General features: G+C 68.2%; 19 protein-coding genes. 6 read left to right on the forward strand and 13 right to left on the reverse strand.

The window, feature by feature from the left end:
* The first annotated feature begins 112 nt into the window (after positions 1-112).
* The 5 genes from ACEN9J_RS09790 (at position 113) to ACEN9J_RS09810 (ending at position 4,158) form a co-directional block, all read left to right on the forward strand.
* Positions 113-1,891, forward strand: coding sequence for a PhoH family protein (locus tag ACEN9J_RS09790; protein ID WP_261213570.1), 1,779 nt, complete (start codon positions 113-115; stop codon positions 1,889-1,891).
* 150 nt (positions 1,892-2,041) lie between these two features.
* Positions 2,042-2,413 carry a VOC family protein gene (locus ACEN9J_RS09795; RefSeq protein WP_057595977.1) on the forward strand — a complete coding sequence of 124 codons (372 nt, stop codon included), beginning with the start codon at positions 2,042-2,044 and terminating at the stop codon, positions 2,411-2,413.
* A gap of 6 nt (positions 2,414-2,419) precedes the next feature.
* Positions 2,420-2,869, forward strand: a complete 450-nt coding sequence (locus ACEN9J_RS09800) for an EVE domain-containing protein (RefSeq protein WP_057595978.1) — start codon at positions 2,420-2,422, stop codon at positions 2,867-2,869.
* A gap of 40 nt (positions 2,870-2,909) precedes the next feature.
* Complete coding sequence (locus ACEN9J_RS09805) at positions 2,910-3,359, forward strand: GyrI-like domain-containing protein (protein ID WP_172705654.1); 450 nt, start codon at positions 2,910-2,912, stop codon at positions 3,357-3,359.
* A gap of 22 nt (positions 3,360-3,381) precedes the next feature.
* Entirely contained in the window at positions 3,382-4,158 is a 777-nt protein-coding gene (locus ACEN9J_RS09810) for a helix-turn-helix transcriptional regulator (protein ID WP_413763948.1), read from the forward strand.
* Between the two features lie 10 nt (positions 4,159-4,168).
* On the opposite strand, the gene dnaB is transcribed toward ACEN9J_RS09810, so the two are convergent.
* The 7 genes from dnaB to ppsA all read right to left on the reverse strand — a co-directional run bounded on the left by dnaB (position 4,169) and on the right by ppsA (position 10,421).
* A complete protein-coding gene (gene dnaB / locus ACEN9J_RS09815; RefSeq protein WP_057595981.1) occupies positions 4,169-5,566 on the reverse strand; it encodes a replicative DNA helicase in 1,398 nt (465 codons plus the stop codon).
* Between the two features lie 178 nt (positions 5,567-5,744).
* Positions 5,745-6,197 (reverse strand): 50S ribosomal protein L9, encoded by a 453-nt coding sequence (gene rplI, locus ACEN9J_RS09820; protein ID WP_057595982.1) that lies wholly within the window; start codon positions 6,195-6,197, stop codon positions 5,745-5,747.
* A 14-nt stretch (positions 6,198-6,211) separates the two neighbouring features.
* Positions 6,212-6,493 (reverse strand): 30S ribosomal protein S18, encoded by a 282-nt coding sequence (gene rpsR / locus ACEN9J_RS09825; protein WP_007830781.1) that lies wholly within the window; start codon positions 6,491-6,493, stop codon positions 6,212-6,214.
* A gap of 21 nt (positions 6,494-6,514) precedes the next feature.
* The gene (priB, locus tag ACEN9J_RS09830) at positions 6,515-6,832 is read right to left on the reverse strand and encodes a primosomal replication protein N (protein ID WP_261213586.1); all 318 of its coding nucleotides are present in this window, start codon (positions 6,830-6,832) and stop codon (positions 6,515-6,517) included.
* A gap of 7 nt (positions 6,833-6,839) precedes the next feature.
* Positions 6,840-7,220, reverse strand: coding sequence for a 30S ribosomal protein S6 (rpsF, locus tag ACEN9J_RS09835; RefSeq protein ID WP_057595983.1), 381 nt, complete (start codon positions 7,218-7,220; stop codon positions 6,840-6,842).
* A gap of 157 nt (positions 7,221-7,377) precedes the next feature.
* Positions 7,378-7,836 carry a hypothetical protein gene (locus tag ACEN9J_RS09840; protein ID WP_413763949.1) on the reverse strand — a complete coding sequence of 153 codons (459 nt, stop codon included), beginning with the start codon at positions 7,834-7,836 and terminating at the stop codon, positions 7,378-7,380.
* Positions 7,837-8,027: 191 nt separating this feature from the next.
* A complete protein-coding gene (ppsA, locus tag ACEN9J_RS09845; RefSeq protein ID WP_057595985.1) occupies positions 8,028-10,421 on the reverse strand; it encodes a phosphoenolpyruvate synthase in 2,394 nt (797 codons plus the stop codon).
* Between the two features lie 194 nt (positions 10,422-10,615).
* On the opposite strand from ppsA, the gene ACEN9J_RS09850 reads away from it, so the two are divergent.
* Positions 10,616-11,437 (forward strand): pyruvate, water dikinase regulatory protein, encoded by an 822-nt coding sequence (locus ACEN9J_RS09850; RefSeq protein WP_057595986.1) that lies wholly within the window; start codon positions 10,616-10,618, stop codon positions 11,435-11,437.
* 19 nt (positions 11,438-11,456) lie between these two features.
* On the opposite strand, the gene ACEN9J_RS09855 is transcribed toward ACEN9J_RS09850, so the two are convergent.
* The 6 genes from ACEN9J_RS09855 to ahpF form a co-directional block, all read right to left on the reverse strand.
* The gene (locus ACEN9J_RS09855; protein ID WP_413763950.1) at positions 11,457-12,266 is read right to left on the reverse strand and encodes a heme ABC transporter ATP-binding protein; all 810 of its coding nucleotides are present in this window, start codon (positions 12,264-12,266) and stop codon (positions 11,457-11,459) included.
* Positions 12,263-13,303, reverse strand: coding sequence for a FecCD family ABC transporter permease (locus tag ACEN9J_RS09860; RefSeq protein WP_413763951.1), 1,041 nt, complete (start codon positions 13,301-13,303; stop codon positions 12,263-12,265). Before ACEN9J_RS09860 ends, ACEN9J_RS09855 begins: the two co-directional genes overlap by 4 nt.
* Positions 13,300-14,202 carry a heme/hemin ABC transporter substrate-binding protein gene (locus tag ACEN9J_RS09865; protein ID WP_413763952.1) on the reverse strand — a complete coding sequence of 301 codons (903 nt, stop codon included), beginning with the start codon at positions 14,200-14,202 and terminating at the stop codon, positions 13,300-13,302. Before ACEN9J_RS09865 ends, ACEN9J_RS09860 begins: the two co-directional genes overlap by 4 nt.
* A gap of 40 nt (positions 14,203-14,242) precedes the next feature.
* On the reverse strand, positions 14,243-15,340 hold the full coding sequence (locus ACEN9J_RS09870) for a hemin-degrading factor (protein WP_413763953.1): 1,098 nt from the start codon (positions 15,338-15,340) through the stop codon (positions 14,243-14,245).
* Positions 15,341-15,374: 34 nt separating this feature from the next.
* Positions 15,375-17,651, reverse strand: coding sequence for a TonB-dependent hemoglobin/transferrin/lactoferrin family receptor (locus ACEN9J_RS09875; RefSeq protein ID WP_413763954.1), 2,277 nt, complete (start codon positions 17,649-17,651; stop codon positions 15,375-15,377).
* Between the two features lie 194 nt (positions 17,652-17,845).
* Entirely contained in the window at positions 17,846-19,402 is a 1,557-nt protein-coding gene (gene ahpF, locus ACEN9J_RS09880; protein WP_261213592.1) for an alkyl hydroperoxide reductase subunit F, read from the reverse strand.
* Positions 19,403-19,479: the final 77 nt, after the last annotated feature.

Consider the following 19,479-nt stretch of genomic DNA (forward strand, 5'->3'; position numbering starts at 1 on the left):
AATGGCCGCATGCTGTTGAGCTCCACGACCGCATCCTCCGAACAAAGCCGCCTGGGTCTACAGGCGGCTTTTTCGTTTTCTGGTACCCACTTTTTTGCGAGCGACCTGACACATGCCACTGCCCCCCGCCCCCACGAAACGTGCCGCTTTGCTTTCTCCGGACGCGCTTGACGCGCCCGCCCGTTCTTCGCACAGGGGGTCCCGCCGGTCCGGCGACGCGCGCGCCGAGACCGAGGCGCCGAGCGGACCGCAAGCGCTGGAGCTGTTCGACCGGCATTCGGCCGAAGTCCCCGGTGGCGGCCTCGAGACCGCGCCGGCACCCGCCGCCCGCCCCCGTCGCAAACCCCGGTCGACGCCCGCCGCCGCCCCGGCGCCGCAGCAGCAGCAAGCCCTGACGCGTTCGGCGCCGGCCGAAGCCCCGCGTGCCGAAGCTCCCGCGCCGCAACCGGCACCGAAGCCCAAGCGCAGCCGCTCGAGCGGCCCCGCCAAGCTCTTCGTGCTCGACACCAACGTGCTGCTGCACGATCCGATGTGCCTGTTCCGCTTCGAGGAACACGACATCTACCTGCCGATGATCGTGCTCGAGGAGCTCGACGGCCACAAGAAGGGCACGACCGAGGTCGCGCGCAACGGCCGCCAGACCAGCCGCACGCTCGACGCGCTGGCCGCCGCGCAGGACGCCGACATCGCCAAGGGCCTGAAGCTCGACACCACCGGCCACCGCGAAGCCGGGGGCAAGCTGTTCTTCCAGACCGATCCGCTCGATTACGCGCTGCCGCTGAGCCTGCCGCAGGGCAAGGCCGACAACCAGATCCTCGGCGTGGTGCATGCGCTGCGCGACTTCTACGCCAAGGAGTCGCCCGATCGCGCGAAGCGCGAGGTGGTGCTGGTGTCGAAGGACATCAACATGCGCGTCAAGGCGCGCGCGCTGGGCCTGGACGCCGAGGACTACCAGAACGACAAGACACTCGAAGACGGCGACCTGCTCTATTCGGGCTCGCTCGCCCTGCCGCCCGACTTCTGGACCCGCCAGAGCAAGACGGTGGAGAGCTGGCAGAGCGGCAGCAGCACCTTCTACCGCGTCAGCGGCCCGATCGTGCCGAACATGTACATCAACCAGTTCGTGTATTTCGAGGCGCCCGGCGAGCCGAGCATGTACGCGCGCGTCACCGAGATCCGCGAGAAGACCGCGGTGCTCAAGACGCTCAAGGACTACAGCTCGGGCAAGAACGCGGTGTGGGGCGTGAACACGCGCAACCGCGAGCAGAACTTCGCGATGAACCTGCTGATGGACCCCGAGATCGACTTCGTCACGCTGACCGGCACGGCCGGCACCGGCAAGACGCTGATGGCGCTGGCCTCGGGCCTCACGCAGGTGCTCGACGACCGCCGCTACACCGAGATCATCATGACCCGCGCCACCGTGAGCGTGGGCGAGGACATCGGCTTCCTGCCCGGCACCGAGGAAGAGAAGATGGGCCCCTGGATGGGCGCGCTCGACGACAACCTCGAGTTCCTGGCCAAGGGCGACGGCGGCGGTGCCGGCGAATGGGGGCGCGCCGCCACCAACGAGCTGATCCGCAGCCGCATCAAGGTCAAGAGCATGAACTTCATGCGCGGGCGCACCTTCCTCAACAAGTACGTGATCATCGACGAGGCGCAGAACCTCACGCCCAAGCAGATGAAGACGCTGATCACGCGCGCGGGTCCGGGCACCAAGATCATCTGCATGGGCAACCTCGCGCAGATCGACACGCCCTACCTCACCGAAGGCTCCTCGGGCCTGACCTTCGCGGTCGACAAGTTCAAGGGCTGGCCGCACGGTGGCCACATCACGCTGGCGCGCGGCGAACGCTCGCGACTGGCTGATTTCGCGAGCGACGTGCTTTAACGCGCCGCCGCGCCAACCTCGGGCCCGCGCCCGCTCCCCGGAGCAGCGCGGGCTTTTCTTCGTCCCGCGATGACAGGCTCCTGACAAGACGTTGTCAGGAGCCGGTCCGCACCATCGAGGCTCCTCAACACCCATGAAAGAGAGCCCCTCATGACCAACGCCATCAGCTGGTTCGAGATCCCCGTCACCGACCTGGACCGTGCCCAGGCCTTCTACGAAACCGTGCTCGACCGCAAGCTGCGCCGCGAAAATCTCGGCGGCGGCACGCTGGCCGTGTTCCCTTACGACAATCCCGCGACCGGCGGCGCCCTGCAAGCCGGCGCGAAGGGCGCGGCGAATGCGGGCACCGGCATCCGCATCTACCTGGATTGCATGCCCAGCATCGACGCCGTGCTGTCGCGCATCGAAGCGGCCGGCGGACAGATCGTGGCGCCCAAGTCGGCGCTGCCGCCCGGCATGGGCTTCATTGCCCACCTGCGCGACACCGAAGGCAACGAAGTCGGCCTGCACGCCCTCGCCTGAAGCACCATGCCGCAGCGCAACTGGATTGCGGTCGCGAGCGCCGAGCATGCCCGGCGCGGACGCGACCACCGACCACTGGGCTTCATGCAGACCTGCCACGGCAAGCCGGGCCCGCTCCGGCGAGTCGGCGCGGGCGATCGCGTGGCCTACTATTCGCCGGCCACGGTGTTCGGCGGCACGGACAGGCTGCAGAGCTTCGTGTCGATCGGCATCGTGCAGCCTGGCGAGGCCTACGAGTTCGACATGGGCGGCGGCTTCGTGCCCTGGCGCCGCGACGTGCGCTATGCCGACGCGCTGGAGACACCGATCGCGCCGATGATCGAACGCCTCGCCTTCATCGAGAACCCGAAGCAATGGGGCTACAAGTTCCGCTTCGGCCTGTTCGACGTCGGCGATGCCGACATGGCACTGATCGCACGCAGCATGAAGGCGGACCTGAAAACGCTGGCCCTCTGAACGACGAGAACCGAGATCACCTCTGCAGGAGAAGAACACCATGGAACCCGAGCGACTCCACCACGACGCCTTCCGGGTCGCGGGCCTCACGGTCCGCACCACCAACCGCGAAGAGAGCAACCCCGCGACCGCCCGCATCGGCGCGCTGTGGGGACGCTTCTTCGGCGAGCAGACCTACGAAGCCACGCCCCATCGCACGGGCGACACGCGCATCTTCGGTGTCTATTCCGCCTACGAATCCGATGCCCACGGCCCCTTCGACCTGAGCGTGGGCGTGGCCGTCTCCGGCGGCGCGGACAGCGTGGCCATCGAGGCCGGCGACTACCTGGTCTTCACCGGCCAGGGCGAGATGCCGCAGATGGTGATCGCCACCTGGCAGCGCATCTGGCAGTATTTCGAGGCGCACCCGGAGATCGCGCGCCGCTACCGCAGCGATTTCGAAGCCTACGAGGGGCCGGACAAGGTAGAGATCCACATCGGAGTGGCATGAGCATCCCGAAGAGCGAGCGCTGATGCGCCGCGCCGATCGCCTGTTCCAGATCGTCCAGCTGATCCGTGGCCGGCGCCTGACCACGGCCGCCTTCCTGGCCGAACGGCTCGAGGTCTCGGAGCGCACGGTCTATCGCGACATCGCCGACCTGCAGCACCAGGGCGTGCCGATCGAAGGCGAGGCCGGCGTGGGCTACCGGCTCGGCGCGGGCTTCGAACTGCCGCCCTTGATGTTCACCCAGGACGAGGCCTCGGCGCTGGTGGCCGCGGCCCGGCTCGCGCAGAGCTGGGTCGACCCGGCGATGGCGCGCGACATCGAGACCGGGCTGGGCAAGATCCTCTCGGTGCTGCCGCCCTCGGCGCGCGTGTCGGCCGAGGCGCTGGCGCTCTACGCGCCCGCGCTGGGCCTGAGCGACCTGCTGCGCGAGCGGCTGCAGACGCTGCGCGAAGCGGTGCAGTCGCGCCACAAGCTGCACCTGGTCTACCGCGACGTGGCGGGCGAACCCAGCGAGCGCACGGTACGGCCGCTGGGCTGCTTCTACTGGGGGAAGGTCTGGACGCTGTCGACCTGGTGCGAGCTGCGCGAGGACTTCCGCGGTTTTCGCATCGACCGCATCGACGCGGTCGAGGTGCTGGCCGAGCGCTTTCGCGACGAACCCGGCAAGACGATGGCCGACATGCTGCGCCAGGTGAAAGCCGAGGCCGCCGAGGCCAGCCGGCTGCAGAAGCGCTGGCCCGAGGGCGCGCCGACCGCGCCCGACGCGGGCATCGCGCTCGCGCGCTCCACCGAACCGCGTTGAAGACGCGAGTTCAGAAGTCGTCGCTGCCCATCGCCAGGTTCTCGAACTTGGTGAGGGGCTTGAGGAAGGCCAGCTTGACGGTGCCCGTGGGGCCGTTCCGGTGCTTGCTGATGATCACCTCGGCCACGCCCGGCTCCTTCGACTCCTTGTTGTAGTAGTCGTCGCGGTAGATGAACATGATGATGTCCGCGTCCTGCTCGATGGCGCCCGATTCGCGCAGGTCGCTCATCATGGGACGCTTGTCGGTGCGGCTCTCGACGCCGCGGCTGAGCTGCGACAGCGCGATCACCGGGCACTTGAGCTCCTTGGCCAGCATCTTCAGGCCGCGCGAGATTTCGCCCACGGCCGTGGCCCGGTTCTCGTCGCCCGACATGCTGGTCGACATCAGCTGCAGGTAGTCGACCACGATCAGGCCGAGGCGGCCGTACTGGCGCGCCAGCCGGCGCGCGTTGGCGCGCAGCTCGCTGGTCGACAGGCCCGGCGTCTCGTCGATGTGCAGCGACACGGTGCGCAGCTTCTCGATGGCTTCGGTCAGGCGCGGCCATTCCTCGTCGGTGAGCTTGCCGGTGCGCAGGTGGCCCTGGTCGATGCGGCCGATCGAGCCGACGATACGCACCGCGAGCTGGGAGGCACCCATTTCCATCGAGAACACCGCCACCGGCAGCCCCTCGTTGAGCGCCACGTGCTCGGCGATGTTGATCGCCAGCGAGGTCTTCCCCATCGAGGGGCGCGCGGCCAGCACGATCATGTCGCCGGGCTGCAGGCCCGAGGTCATCTTGTCGAACTCGTAGAAGCCGGTGCGAACGCCCGTGATGTCGTTCGGGTTGTCGGCCATCTCGGTCACGCGGTCGAGCAGCTCGACCACCAGGGAATCCATGCTCTGGAAACCCTGCTTCATCCGCGTGCCTTCCTCGCCGATGTTGAAGATCTTCTGCTCGGCCTCGTCGAGGATCTTGTCGACCGTCTTGCCCTGCGGATTGAAGGCGTTGGTCGCGATCTCGTCGCTGGCCGAGACCAGCTTGCGCAGGATCGAGCGCTCGCGAACGATCTCGGCGTAGCGCCGGATGTTGCTCGCGCTCGGCACGTACTGCGCGAGCGAGTTCAGGTAGACCAGCCCGCCGCTCTCGTCGGCCTTGCCGAGCGTCTGCAGCTGCTCGTAGACCGTGATCACGTCGGCCGGCTTGCTGCCGTTGATCAGGCCGCCGATGGCGGCAAAGATCAGCTTGTGCTCATGGCGGTAGAAGTCGCCGTCGACCAGCAGGTCACCCATGCGGTCCCAGGCCGTGTTGTCGAGCAGCAGGCCGCCCAGCACGCTCGATTCGGCCTCGATCGAATGCGGCGGGATGCGCAGCTGCGCGACCTGGCGGTCGGAGGGATCGTTGTCGGCGTAGGAAAAGACGGCGGACATGGGCTTCCTTGCAACCCTCCATGCTAAGCCGCGCACCCCGCGGCGTCACGTGGACAAGGTTGTGAATAACAGGTGAACTTCCGGTGCAGCCGGCGGGACAACTTCCGCTGGCGGGCACAAAAAACAAAAGCCGCCCGAGGGCGGCTTCTGGCAGCGCATCAAGGACGCGCCGGAACGATCAGGCGGTTTCGCCGTAGACCGTCACGTTGATGTCGACCACCACGTCGGTGTGCAGCGAGACGCTGACGGTGGTGTCGCCCACGGTCTTGATCGGGCCGTTCGGCAGGCGAACTTGCGACTTCGCGACCTTGTAGCCTTGCTTGCCCAGTTCTTCAGCGATGTCGCTGTTGGTGACCGAGCCGAACAGGCGGCCGTCGACGCCAGCCTTCTGCGTCAGCTTGACGGTCGTGCCGGAGAGCTTTTCGCCCTGGGCTTGCGACTCGGCCAGCTTGGCGGCGGCGGCCTTCTCGAGTTCGGCGCGCTTGGCTTCGAACTCGGCCTTGTTGGCGGCGGTGGCGCGGCGGGCGCGGCCCGACGGGATCAGGAAGTTGCGGGCGTAACCGTCCTTGACCTTGACGATTTCACCGAGGGTGCCGAGGTTGATGACCTTGTCCAGAAGAATGACTTGCATGCTGTGTCTCCTTCTTAGACGCGGTGCTGGTCGCTGTACGGGACCATGGCGAGGAAGCGGGCGCGCTTGATCGCGGTGTTGAGCTGACGCTGGTAGATCGCGCGGGTGCCGGTCAGGCGGGCCGGGATGATCTTGCCGTTTTCGCTGATGAAGTCACGCAGCGTGTCGATGTCCTTGTAGTCGATTTCCTCGACGCCAGCGACGGTGAAGCGGCAGAAACGCTTGCGCTTGAACAGCAGCGACTGGGTGTTGCGCTTCGGGCGCTTGTCTTTGTTGAATTTCTTGAACGTGGCCATGGAGGGACCTCTTGTCGAAAATTAATCTTGCTGAAAATCCTGGATGTGCAGGACCGGGAGCTTGCCGTTGGCCGGTGTGGAGAGGAAACCCTGGAATCGCCAGAGACTTCCCATCGACTGCTTCGCGAGCCGCTCGGCGATGGCGCCGAAGGCAACGGCCTTGAGGGCCGTCTTCACCTGCCTGGACTGTCCCGCCACCTGAAGGGTCGACTCGTGTTCGAGCTTCAGGTCGATGGCGGGCAAGCCGGCCGGGGTGAATCGCAAGGTACCGAGTTCGGCAACATGGGCGGACAGCAGAAGCTGGTTGACCCCGGTTGCCGCCGCAGCGGCAGCGCTCACGCCGACATCAGTTGTTGTTGTTGGCGGCGGCGTATTCGGCCTGCTGAGCCTTGCGGGCTTCTTCGCGCTCGACCGTCTTCATCATCGACGAAGGACCGGTGTCGGCCTTCTTCTTCTGAACGGTCAGGTGGCGCAGCACGGCGTCGTTGAACTTGAAGGCGTGTTCCAGTTCGCTCATCACGGCCTGTTCGGCTTCGATGTTGACGCACAGGTAGTGCGCCTTGTTGAGCTTGTTGATCTGGTAGGCCAGTTGACGACGGCCCCAGTCCTCGACACGGTGGATCTTGCCGCCGCCGGTCGTGATCAGGCCCTTGTAACGCTCCAGCATGGCCGGAACTTGCTCGCTTTGATCCGGGTGGATCAGCAGAATGATTTCGTAGTGACGCATGGCACTCCTTGTGGGTTTCTCCCCCGGCAGACCGGAAGAAGGGGTTGAAGCCACCCGCAGCGTCGGCGCGGTGTGGCAAGGCAAAGCCGGCTATTGTAGCCATAACTTCGGGGAAACGCCAAATCGGGTGCCAGCGCGGCACCGACGACGGGCGGGTTCAGTCGTAGAGCGCCCGGTCCAGCGGCTCGGCCTTCTCGGGCCCGACCGCCGCGCGGATCTTCGGCGCCAGCGCCACGAGATCCTCGTAGCCCCCTGCCCCTTCGACCTGCAGGTTGAGCCGCACCCCCTTGAGCCCGAGGCTGGCCGTGAGCCGCGTGGCGATGGGATAGGCGTCGGTGTAGCGCTGCTGGCTGCTGCGGCCGGAAGAAGCCTTGGGCGCCGCCTCGGCGGAATCCGCCGCCGGCGCCTCCGCCGCGGCGCCGCCTGGCGGACTCAGCAGGCCCAGCGACACCATCTGGTCGATGTCCTCGCGCGCGATGCCCGCGCCAGCGGCGATCACGTCGTCGACCGAACGCTTGCCGTCGAACAGGATGAAAGCGGTGCGCTGCCGCGGCGACAGCGGGACCGAGCGGTCCTTGAGGACCTGCTGGCCGGCCTCCGTCTTGACAAGAATCATGCGTGTCTCCCGACGGAATGCCGGCCGACCGCCGCCGCGAGCGGGATCGCCGCACGCCACGGAAGCTTGGGTCGATCACCGCCGCCTCGTGATGAATGTCACGAGTCTGACACCGGAAACGCCAATCCAAGAGATTGACACCAGCCTGACACGGGAATCCCCGCATGGGGATTCCCGCAGGTCGCGCCGGCTCAGCGCTGGGCGAGCTGCTGCCAGGTGTCGATCACGCTGTCGGGATTGAGCGAGATCGACTCGATGCCCTGCTCCGCCAGCCACAGCGCGAAGTCGGGATGGTCCGACGGGCCCTGGCCGCAGATGCCGACGTACTTGCCCTTGTCCTTGCAGGCCTTGATGGCGCGGCTCAGCATGGCTTTCACGGCCGGGTCGCGCTCGTCGAAGTCGGCCGCCAGCAGCTCGAGGCCCGAATCGCGGTCCAGGCCCAAGGTGAGCTGGGTCAGGTCGTTCGAGCCGATCGAGAAGCCGTCGAAGTACTCGAGGAACTCGTCGGCCAGGATGGCGTTGCTCGGCACCTCGCACATCATGATCAGCTTGAGATCGTTGTCGCCGCGCTTCAGGCCGTACTTGGCCAGCAGGCCGGTCACGCGCTCGGCCTGGCCCAGCGTGCGCACGAAGGGCACCATGATCTGCACGTTGGTCAGGCCCATGTCGTTGCGCACGCGCTTGAGCGCCTCGCATTCCATGGCGAAGGCCTGGCCGAAGTCCTCGCTGAGGTAGCGCGCGGCGCCGCGGAAGCCCAGCATCGGGTTCTCTTCCTCGGGCTCGTAGCGGCTGCCGCCGATCAGCTTGCGGTACTCGTTCGACTTGAAGTCCGACAGGCGCACGATCACCTTCTTGGGCCAGAAGGCCGCGGCGATGGTGGCGATGCCCTCGGCCACCTTGTCGACGTAGAAGGCGCGCGGCGAGGCATGGCCGCGGGCCACCGACTCGACGGCCTTCTTGAGGTCGTTGTCGACGTTCGGGTAGTCGAGGATCGCCTTCGGGTGCACGCCGATGTTGTTGTTGATGATGAACTCGAGCCGCGCGAGGCCCACGCCGTGGTTGGGCAGTTGCGCGAAGTCGAAGGCCAGCTGCGGGTTGCCGACGTTCATCATCAGCTGGATGTCGATCTCGGGCATCACGCCGCGCTGGACCTCGGTGACCTCGGTCTCGAGCAGGCCGTCGTAGATGTAGCCGGTGTCGCCCTCGGCGCAGCTCACGGTGACCAGGGTGCCGTCCTTCAGCAGGTCGGTGGCGTCGCCGCAACCGACCACGGCCGGGATGCCCAGCTCGCGCGCGATGATGGCCGCGTGGCAGGTGCGCCCGCCGCGGTTGGTGACGATGGCCGCGGCGCGCTTCATCACCGGCTCCCAGTTCGGGTCGGTCATGTCGGTGACCAGCACGTCGCCGGCCTGCACCTTGTCCATCTCGCTGATGCTGTGGACCAGCCGCACCGGGCCGGTGCCGATCTTCTGGCCGATCGCGCGGCCTTCCGCCAGCACGGCGCCGCGGCCCAGCAGCTTGAAGCGCTGCTCGGCCTTGCCCTGCTGCTGGCTCTTCACGGTCTCGGGACGGGCCTGGAGGATGTAGATCTGGCCGTCGGTGCCGTCCTTGCCCCATTCGATGTCCATCGGGCGGCCGTAGTGCTGCTCGATCACCAGCGCGTACTTGGCGAGCTGCTCGACCTCGTCGTCGGTCAGCGAATAGCGGTTGCGCTGCTCGGCCTTCACGTCGGTGGTCTTGACCAGCTTGCCCGAGGCCTTCTTCTCCTCGGGCGTGGCGAATTCCATCTGGATCAGCTTGGAGCCCAGGTTGCGGCGGATCACCGCGCGCTTGCCGGCACTCAGGGTGGGCTTGTGGACGTAGAACTCGTCGGGGTTCACGGCGCCCTGCACCACGGTCTCGCCCAAGCCGTAGCTCGAGGTGATGAACACCACGTCCTCGAAGCCCGACTCGGTGTCGATGGTGAACATCACGCCGGCCGCGCCGAGGTCGGAGCGCACCATGCGCTGCACGCCGGCCGACAGCGCCACCACGTCGTGGGCGAAGCCCTTGTGCACGCGGTAGCTGATGGCGCGGTCGTTGTAGAGGGAGGCGAACACCTCCTTCATCTTGTGCAGCACGTCCTCGATGCCGACGACGTTCAGGAAGGTTTCCTGCTGGCCGGCGAAGGAGGCGTCGGGCAGGTCTTCGGCGGTGGCCGAGGAACGCACGGCGAACGAGGCCTGCGGGTTGCCGGCGCTCAGGGCGGCGAAGGCATCGCGGATGGCCTTCTCGAGGTCGGCCGGGAAGGGCTGGGCCTCGACCATGGCGCGGATCTCGGCGCCGGCGGTGGCCAGCGCGCGCACGTCCTCGGTGTCGAGCGCGGCCAGGCGCTTGCTGATCTTGTCGGCCAGGCCGTCGTGGGCCAGGAACTGGCGGAAGCCATGGGCGGTGGTCGCGAAGCCCGTGGGCACGCGCACGCCCTGGGGCAGCTGCGAGATCATCTCGCCGAGGCTGGCGTTCTTGCCGCCAACCGCCTCGACGTCGGTCATTCTCAGGTTTTCAAACGGTACGACCAGGGCGGTCGCGTCGAAAAGTGCAGACATGGGAAAGCTCCAGAAGTTGAAACCTGCTGCATTCCATGCGGACGGCGCGGCACGATCGTTGTCGTTGCTCTGGGTGCGGACGCGGTGGGCATGGAAGGAAAGATACGGTGGGTGCCGAGGGGCGGAATCCCGATAATGGGGCGGATTGTAGGCGCGCCGGGGCCGCGCGCGTCGCAGGACAACACCGCCAGACCATGCACACACGAACTGTCTTCTTCGTTTCCGACGGCACGGGCATCACGGCCGAGACTTTCGGCAACGCCGTGCTCGCCCAGTTCGAGATGAAACCGCGCCACGTGCGGCTGCCTTTCACCGACACGGTCGACAAGGCCCACCAGGCGGTGCGGCAGATCAACCACACGGCCGAACTCGAGGGCGTGCGCCCGATCGTCTTCACCACGCTGGCCAACATGGACGTGCTGGAAGTGATCGAAACCGGCTGCAAGGGCATGCTGCTGGACATGTTCGGCACCTTCGTGCGCCCGCTCGAGATCGAGCTGGCGATGAAGTCCAACCACCGCATCGGCCGCTTCAGCGACGTCAGCAAGAGCAAGGAATACAACGACCGCATCGCCGCGATCGACTTCAGCCTGCAGCACGACGACGGCCAGAGCAACCGCGACCTGCAGGGCGCCGACGTCATCCTGGTGGGCGTGAGCCGCAGCGGCAAGACGCCCACCTCGCTCTACCTGGCGATGCAGCATGGCCTGAAGGCGGCCAACTACCCGCTGATTCCGGAAGACTTCGACCGCCGCCAGCTGCCGCCGGCGCTCATGCCGCACCGCAAGAAGATCTTCGGCCTGACCATCCAGCCCGAGCGGCTCAGCGAGATCCGCAACGAGCGCCGGCCGAATTCGCGCTACGCCAGCATCGAGAACTGCCGCCACGAGGTCAGCGAGGCCGAGGCCATGATGCGGCGCGCCGGCATCCGCTGGCTCTCGACCACCACCAAGTCGATCGAGGAGATCGCGACCACGATCCTGCAGGAGCTGCGGCCGGAGCGGCTGACCTACTGAGCGCCCCGGGCGGCGGCTCCTAGCCGAACAGGTACTGCACCGTCCCGTCCGCGCCGACCACGCCCTGGCACGGCATGCGCCAGACCGCCTCGATCAGCGGCGGCGCCAGCACCTCGGCGGTCGGCCCCTGGCGCAGCCCGCCAGGGATATCCGGCACGCCCAGCACCACCACCTCCTCGGCATAGCGCCGCGCCAGGTTCAGGTCGTGCAGCACCACCACCACGCCGACGCCCTGCTCGGCCCGGCCGCGCAGCAGCCGCATCGCGGCGTGCTGGTGGGCCAGGTCGAGCGCGGCCGTCGGCTCGTCGAGCAGCAGCCAGCGCGCGGCCCCGTCGGCGCGCGGATGCCACAGCTGCGCCAGCACCCGCGCCATGTGCACGCGCGCCTTCTCTCCGCCCGACAGCGTGTTGAGGACACGCGGCGCGAGCGCCGACACGTCGGTCAGCGCCATGGCCGCGGCGACGATCGCGTCCTCGTCGGGCGCGGGCGCCAGCCGGTGCGGATAGCGGCCCAGCGCGACCACGTCGCGCGCGCTGAAGTCGAAGGCCACCGCGCTTTCCTGCGGCATCAGCGCGCGCCGCAGCGCGAGCGCCGGCATGCCGTGGGCGCGCAGCGGCCGGCCGTCGAGCAGCACCCGGCCCGCCGTGGGCTCGCGCTGGCCCGACAGCACCGACAGCAAGGTCGACTTGCCCGCGCCGTTGGGACCGAGGATCGCCGTCACCCGGCCGGGCGCCAGCTGCACCGAGGCCCGCGAGAGCAGCGCCTTGGCGCCGATGCGCACCTCGGCATCCTCGCAACGCAGCCCCTGGTTCAGGTCCGGCGCCTTCATATGCGCCCCCGGAAGTGCCGCAGCATCAGCAGGAACATCGGCACGCCGATGAAGGCCGTGAGCACGCCCAGCGGCAGCTCGGCCGGCGCCATCGCGGTGCGCGCCACCGTGTCGGCCACCAGCACCAGCGCCGCGCCCAGCAGCGCCGAGGCGGGCAGCACCACGCGGTGGTCGGGCCCGGCCACCATGCGCACCCAGTGCGGCGCGATCAGGCCGATGAAGCCGATGATCCCGGTGGTGGCAGTCACGGCGCCCACCGCCACCGCCGTGACGACGATGGCGCGCCGCTTGATGCGCTCCACGTCCACGCCCAGCAGCGCCGCCTGCGATTCGCCCAGCGCGATCGCGTTGAGCGGCGCGGCCAGCGAGGCCGCCGCCACGCAGGCCAGCAGCACCGCCACGCCGACCAGGATCACCGCGCTCCAGCGCGCGCCGCCCAGGCTGCCGAGCAGCCAGAACTGCAGGCTGCGCAGTTGCTCGTCGGTGGCCATCACGCTGAGGAAGCCGAGCCCGGCGCCCGCCAGCGCATTGACCGCGATGCCCGCGAGCAGCATCAGCGCCATGCGCGTGCCGCCCTCGCTGCGCGACAGCGCGTAGATCAGCAAGGTGACCGAGAGGCCGCCGCCGAAGGCCATGACCACCAGCGTCCAGCTGCCGAGCGTGCGCGGCAGCAGCGGCATGAACCAGGCACCCAGCACGATGGTCACGCCGGCCGCCAGCGCGGCGCCGCTGCTGATGCCCACCAGGCCGGGGTCGGCCAGCGGGTTGCGGAACAGCCCCTGCATCAGCGTGCCCGCCATGCCCAGGCCGGCGCCGGCCGCCACGCCGAGCACCAGGCGCGGCAGGCGGATGTTGAAGAACACCAGGTATTCGGGCGACTTGTCGGCCCCGGCGCCCTGCCCCAGCGAGGCCAGCATCTTCCACAGTTGCGACAGGCTGATCGCGTAGGCGCCCGAGACCGCGCCGAGCGCCAGCGCGATGGCGAGCAGCAGCGCGCAGCCGGCCAGCACGGCCCGCGGCGGGAAGCGCTGGCTCATGCCACCGCGGCCAAGAACCTCGGATGCAGCTCGGCGATCGCCGCCGGCATGCGCGGGCCGAAGCCCAGCAGCAGCAAGGCGTCGAGCGTGACCAGCGAGCGCTTCCTGAACGCCGGCGTGAGCGCCAGTTCGGGCCGCTGCCAGAAGCGCTCGATGCCGCCATGGGCCTCGATGCTCTGGTCGCTGGTCATGACGATGTCGGGCGCGGCCGTGGCCATGGCCTCGGCGGTCATCGGGCGGTACCCCTCGAAGCCGCCGAGCGCATTGACGCCGCCCGCATAGCCGATCACCGCATGCGCCGCGGTCTTCTCGCCCGACACCTGCGGGCTCGCGCTGTGCGAGAGCACGAACAGCACGCGCGGCTTGCGGCCCTGCGCGGCGGCCACGCGCTGCTGCACCTGGGCCCATTCGGCATCGAGCTTCACCTCCAGCGCGCGCGCCTGCGCCTCGCGGGCCGCGGCGCGTCCCACCACCTGGATCTTGCGCTGCACCTCGCCCCAGCTGTGGTCGGCCTGCACGATCTCGACCTTGACGCCGGCCGAGCGCACCTGGTCGAGCACCACCGGCGGGCCCGACTCATCGGTGGCGATCACGGCATCGGGCTTGAGCGACAACAGCCCCTCGGCCGAGAGCTGGCGCATGTAGCCGACCTTGGGCGTGCCGCGCGCCGCGGCCGGATAGAGGCTGGTGGTGTCGGTGCCGACGAGCTGGCCCTCGGCGCCGAGCAGGTAGACCACCTCGGTGATGGCGCCGCTCACGGTGATGAGCCGCGGCAGTTTCTTCGCCTCGGGCGACTGGGCGAACAGGGGCAGCGCGGCGGCGCCGAGCGAGGCCGCGGCGGCGAGGCGCAGTGCGTCGCGGCGGCGGACGAGGGAGGAGGAGATGCGTTCTTCGGTCATGGAGAAAAAACGTGGGGCAAGGAGAAAAACGTCCGCGCGATCAGGCGGCCGGGGCCTTCGCGGGCAGCCGCGCGAGCCCGCGCACCAGCGAGCGCCAGTCCTCGCGCTCGGGCACGCCGGGCTTGCGCGCGCCGAAGAACATCGCCATCAGCTCGCCCTCGCCGTCGAAGGCCTCGACCGAAGTCACGTGGCCATCGCTCGTGGGCTTCTCGACGATCCACACGCTCGCGATGCGGTCCTCGCGCAGGTGCAGGTTGAAGCCGGGGTCGAGCACGTTGAGCCAGCGCATCGGCGCGGCGTCGCCGCGCGCCGGCATCTCCATCGGCTCGACGCGCACCACCGGCCCGGTGTGGATCTGGATGCAGCCGGGGCTGCCCACGAAGACCATGATCGGCGTGCCGCTGAACGCCGCTTCCTGCAACAGGTCGCCCACCGCATGCAGCGCGGCGCGCTGCGTGAACTCGCCCTCGGCGAGCCGGAAGCTCTGCTGGCGCTCGGCATCGAACTTCTTGAGCAGGCCGAAGAACTCGTGCGTGTCCTGCATGCCGCGCCAGGCCTCGGCCAGCGCGCCGGCGTCGATGGCGGCGTCGGCGCGCGGCGCGGGCTTGGGCTCGGCCGGCTTGAATTCCACCTCAAGCTCCGGCGTCGCATGCGCATCGATCACCGCTTGCAGCGCGCTGCGGTCGGTGGCCTCGCGCACGAAGATCTTGTGCACCGCCAGGCCGTGCGCGTCGAAGAACTGCAGGCTCAGCGAGGACGGCACGCCGGGATTGGCGGCCGCCTCGCCCACCGCGAAGCCCGCGTGCCAGCGGCTGAAGAACAGCCGCAGGTCGATCGCCTCGCCGAGCGCGAGCCCCATGGCCTCGCCGCCCGAGAGCTTCTCGTAGATGCCGGTCTTCTCGTGCACCGTGGTCTCGTTGCGCGTGAGCGCGAGCAGCGGCCCGCAGGCCTCGAGCGACTGCAGCAGCGCCAGCCACGGCCCGCGCAGCGGCGTGGCGCGCAGGGCCTGGTCGTGCGCGCCCGCGTGGGCCGCGATCGCGGCGCCCTCGGCAAGCCCCATGGCGGCCGCGGCGTCCTTGTGGCGCATGCCCTTGGCACGCAGCTCGGCGAAACGGTGGCGGATGTCGTCGGCATTCATCGTCGGTGGTCCTTCCTGGGTTGAATTCGGTGGCTCAGAAGTCGGCCACGAGCGAGACGTTGAAGCTGCGTCCCGGCTGCGTGTAGGCGTCGCGGATCAGCGCGGTGGAGGTCAGGCCGCGCACGTCGCTCCACATCCAGTAGCGCTTGTTCGTGAGGTTCGTGATCGAGGCGTTGAGGCGCAGGTCGCGGTTGATGCGCCATTGGGCGCTCAGATCCAGCGTGGTCGCCGAGGGCGTGAGGAACTGCACGCCGCCGGTGGTGATTTCGGCCGCATCCACGTCGGAGCGCTTCTTGGCCGCATGGTGCACCGCGTCGAGCCGCACCGACCAGGCCGGCGCCTTGTAGGCCAGGCCGAGGTTGAGCTTGCGCGGATCGATGGAGTTCAGTGGGCGGTTGTTGCTGCGGTCGCGCCCGCGCGTCTGGCCCCAGGCGAAGGGCACCGAGAAACCATGGCCGTTGTCGGTGAAGTCGAGCTCGCCCTTGACCTCGAAGCCGCTGATGCGCGCGCGGCCGATGTTGACCGACTGGAAGGTGGCCGGGTTCACGCGCGAGCCGAACACGCCGCCGACCTGGCGGTCGTTCTCGATCAGGTCCTTGTAGTTGCCGCTGAAGGCGGCGACGTCGAAGTTCAGCACGCCGGTGCGCCCGCGCACGCCGAGCTCGACGTTCTGGCTTTTCTCGGGCTTGAGGTTGGGGTTCGGGATCGTGCGGTAGCCCGAGATCGTGTTCTCGAAGAAGTTGTTGACCTGGAACGCGTTGGGCGCCTTGAAGCCCGAGGCGTAGTTGCCGTAGACGCTCCATTGCGGCGTGGCGCGGAACAGCACCCCGAGCTTGGGCGAGACCGCCGAGCCCGAGAGCGAGACGGCCTGCGCGTTGAAGCCAGCCTGCTTGGCGTCGAGCGAGAAGCGGTCGAAGCGGATGCCGGGGGTGATGCTCCAGCGGTCATGGATGAACTCGTCCTGCACATAGAAGGCCGAGGAGGTCTCGCGCGTGTCGGGGAAGCGCTTGAGCGGATAGCTCTCGCCGGCAGGCGGCACCAGGCCGGTCTGCAGGTTCTCGACGTTGGTGCGCGCGTAGTCGAAGCCGTAGGTGATCTTCTGGGCCCAGTCCCCGGCGCGCACCAGCTTGTCGGCCTGCAGGCCGAACTGCCAGGTGCTCTCGTCGTAGGTCACGTCGCGCGAACGGTCGGCGGCGCTGAAGCGGTCCTCGAAGATGTACTCGCGCGACTTCGATTTCTGGTAGCTCACCGTGGCCTGCAGGCTGTCGGCCACGACCGAATTCAGGCGCAGACGCCCGTCGTAGGTGAAGCGGTCGCGCTGCAGGTCGGTGCGGGCGTTGAGGCCGACCACCGAGGTCGAGGCATAGGGCGGCTTCGCGAGGCCCGACAGCAGGTCGTAGCGGCTGGTCTTCTCGATGTGCTCGAAGGTGAAGCCGTGGCGCTGGTCGGCATTGGGCGTGAGGATGACCTTGGCCAGCAGCGCCCCGCTGCGGTCGCGCTGCGGGTTGGGCGTGGTGCGGTCGGCATTGGGCGCGTTGTAGCTGCCGCGGTTCTCGAGCTCGTGCGAGCGGCCGAGGTTGGCCGAGAGCAGCCACTGCAGCGTGTCGCTGGGCTTGCCCGCGAGCGTGACGCCGGCGCGGCGGCCGTTGTCGTCACCGCTGTAGCCCAGGCTGGCGCTGCCGCCGAAGCTCTTGCCGTCGCGCAGGAACGAGGACGGATCGCGCGTGATGAAGTTGACCAGGCCCGCGAGGCCGTCGGAGCCGTAGAGCGCCGAGGCCGGGCCCTTGAGGATCTCGATGCGCTCGATCAGGCCGATGTCGAAGTAGTCGCGGCCGAAGGCGTTGGCGCTGAAGACATAGCTGCGCGGCGTGCGGATGCCGTCGGTCAGCAGCAGCACGCGGTTGCCGTCGAGGCCGCGGATGTTGAAGCCGGCGTTGTTGTCGCGGCCGGTGTTGCCCTGCGCGAGCCCGAAGCGCGCCGGCGAGCGCTTGACCGAGACGTTCGGCAGGTCGCGCACCGCGTCGCGGATGTCGTTGATCTGCTTCGATTCGATCGTCTCGCGGTTGAGCACCTCGACGCTGACCGGCAGCGCGTCCTTCTCCTGTTCGGAGCGCGAGCCGCTGACCACGATCTCGCCGAGCGCGGCGACCTGCTGCGGGGGCGGCTGCTGGGCCCAGGCCGGCGCCGCGGCGCCGAAGCCGCTGGCGATCAGCCAGGGCAGCAGCGCGCGGCGCGCACGCACGGGTCGGGAAGAGGAAGAAGAGGAGAACGGGCGCTCGAAGCGCGAGGAACGGGTAGAGGTGGCGGCCACGAAAAAGGTCCGGCAAGCGTTGGAATGGACAACGGCTTGCTGGACCTCGGCGCAGCGGAAACTGCGCGGCTGACCTGGCTGGCGGCGGGAGGCTCGGTTCTCTTTTCTTGGTGTTCTCGCCGCGATGCGCGGCGTGCGAGCCTCTGAAAACTATTTTATGAGAATAATTCTCATCTGACCGCCGATGGACCCACTCAAGCTGGGGCTGAAGTGCGGATCAGGTGATCGAATGCACCGAGCGCCGCCTTCGCGCCGTCGCCGGCCGCGATGATGATCTGCTTGAACGGCACCGTGGTCGCGTCGCCCGCGGCGAACACGCCGGGCACCGAGGTCTGGCCCTTCGCGTCCACCACGATCTCGCCGTGCTTCGACAGTTCGATCGTGCCCTTGAGCCAGTCGGTGTTGGGCACCAGGCCGATCTGGATGAACACGCCCTCGAGTTCGACGCGCTTGGCTTCGCCGGTCGCGCGGTCCTTGTAGACCAGGCCGTTGACCTTCTGGTCGCCGGTGATCTCGGTGGTCTGCGCGTTGGTGAACACGTCGACGTTCTTCAGGCTGTGCAGCTTGCGCTGCAGCACCGCGTCCGCGCGCAGTTGGGTGTCGAACTCGATCAGCGTGACATGGCCCACGATGCCGGCCAGGTCGATCGCCGCCTCGACGCCCGAGTTGCCGCCGCCGATCACGGCCACGCGCTTGCCCTTGAACAGCGGGCCGTCGCAGTGCGGGCAGTAGGCCACGCCCTTGTTCTTGAACTCGTGCTCGCCGGGCACGTTGATGTTGCGCCAGCGCGCGCCGGTCGAGATGATCACCGACTTGCTCTTGAGCGACGCGCCGCTCTCGAGCTGCACCTCGATCAGGCCCTCGCCCGGAATCAGCGCCTTGGCGCGCTGCAGGTTCATGATGTCGACCTCGTAGTCGCGCACGTGCTCCTCGAGCGCATGGGCGAACTTCGGTCCCTCGGTCTCCTTGATCGAGATGAAGTTCTCGATGCCCATGGTGTCGAGCACCTGGCCGCCGAAACGCTCGGAGGCCACGCCGGTGCGGATACCCTTGCGCGCCGCATACACGGCCGCCGCGGCGCCCGCGGGGCCGCCGCCGACGATCAGCACGTCGAACGGGTCCTTGGCGGCGATCTTCTTCGCTTCGCGCTCGACGCCGCTGTTGTCGATCTTCGCGAGGATCTCTTCGAGGCTCATGCGGCCCTGGCCGAACTCGGTGCCGTTGAGGAACACGGTGGGCACGGCCATCACCTGGCGTTCCTTCACTTCTTCCTGGAAGGTGCCGCCCTCGATCATCGTGGTGCGGATGCGCGGGTTCTGCACCGCCATCAGGTTCAGCGCCTGGACCACGTCGGGGCAGTTATGGCAGGTCAGCGAAACGTAGATCTCGAACTCGAAATCGCCGTCGAGCGCCTTGATCTGGTCGAGCACGGCCTGCTCCACCTTCGGCGGGTAGCCGCCGATCTGCAGCAGCGCGAGGATCAGCGAGGTGAATTCATGGCCCATCGGCAGGCCGGCGAAGCGCGGGCCGTGGTTTTCGCTCGGGCGGTTGACCGAGAACGAGGGCTTGCGGTGGTTGTCGTCGCGGCTTTCGCTCAGGCGGACCAGCGGCGAGGCTTCGGCCACGTCCTTCAGCAACGACAGCACTTCGTCCGAGGCCTTGCTGTCGTCGAGCGAGGCGACGATCTCGATCGGCTGCGTGGCGCGGTCGAGGTAACTCTTCAATTGGGCTTTGGTGCTGGCGTCGAGCATGAGGAACTCTCTTTCGATAACTGGAAACTATCAACTGGGGACAAGAAAGCCCGGGGGCCTCGTGAGCGCCCGGGCTT

The sequence above is a fragment of the Variovorax sp. Varisp41 genome, from assembly GCF_047325085.1.
GTDB lineage: Bacteria > Pseudomonadota > Gammaproteobacteria > Burkholderiales > Burkholderiaceae_C > Variovorax.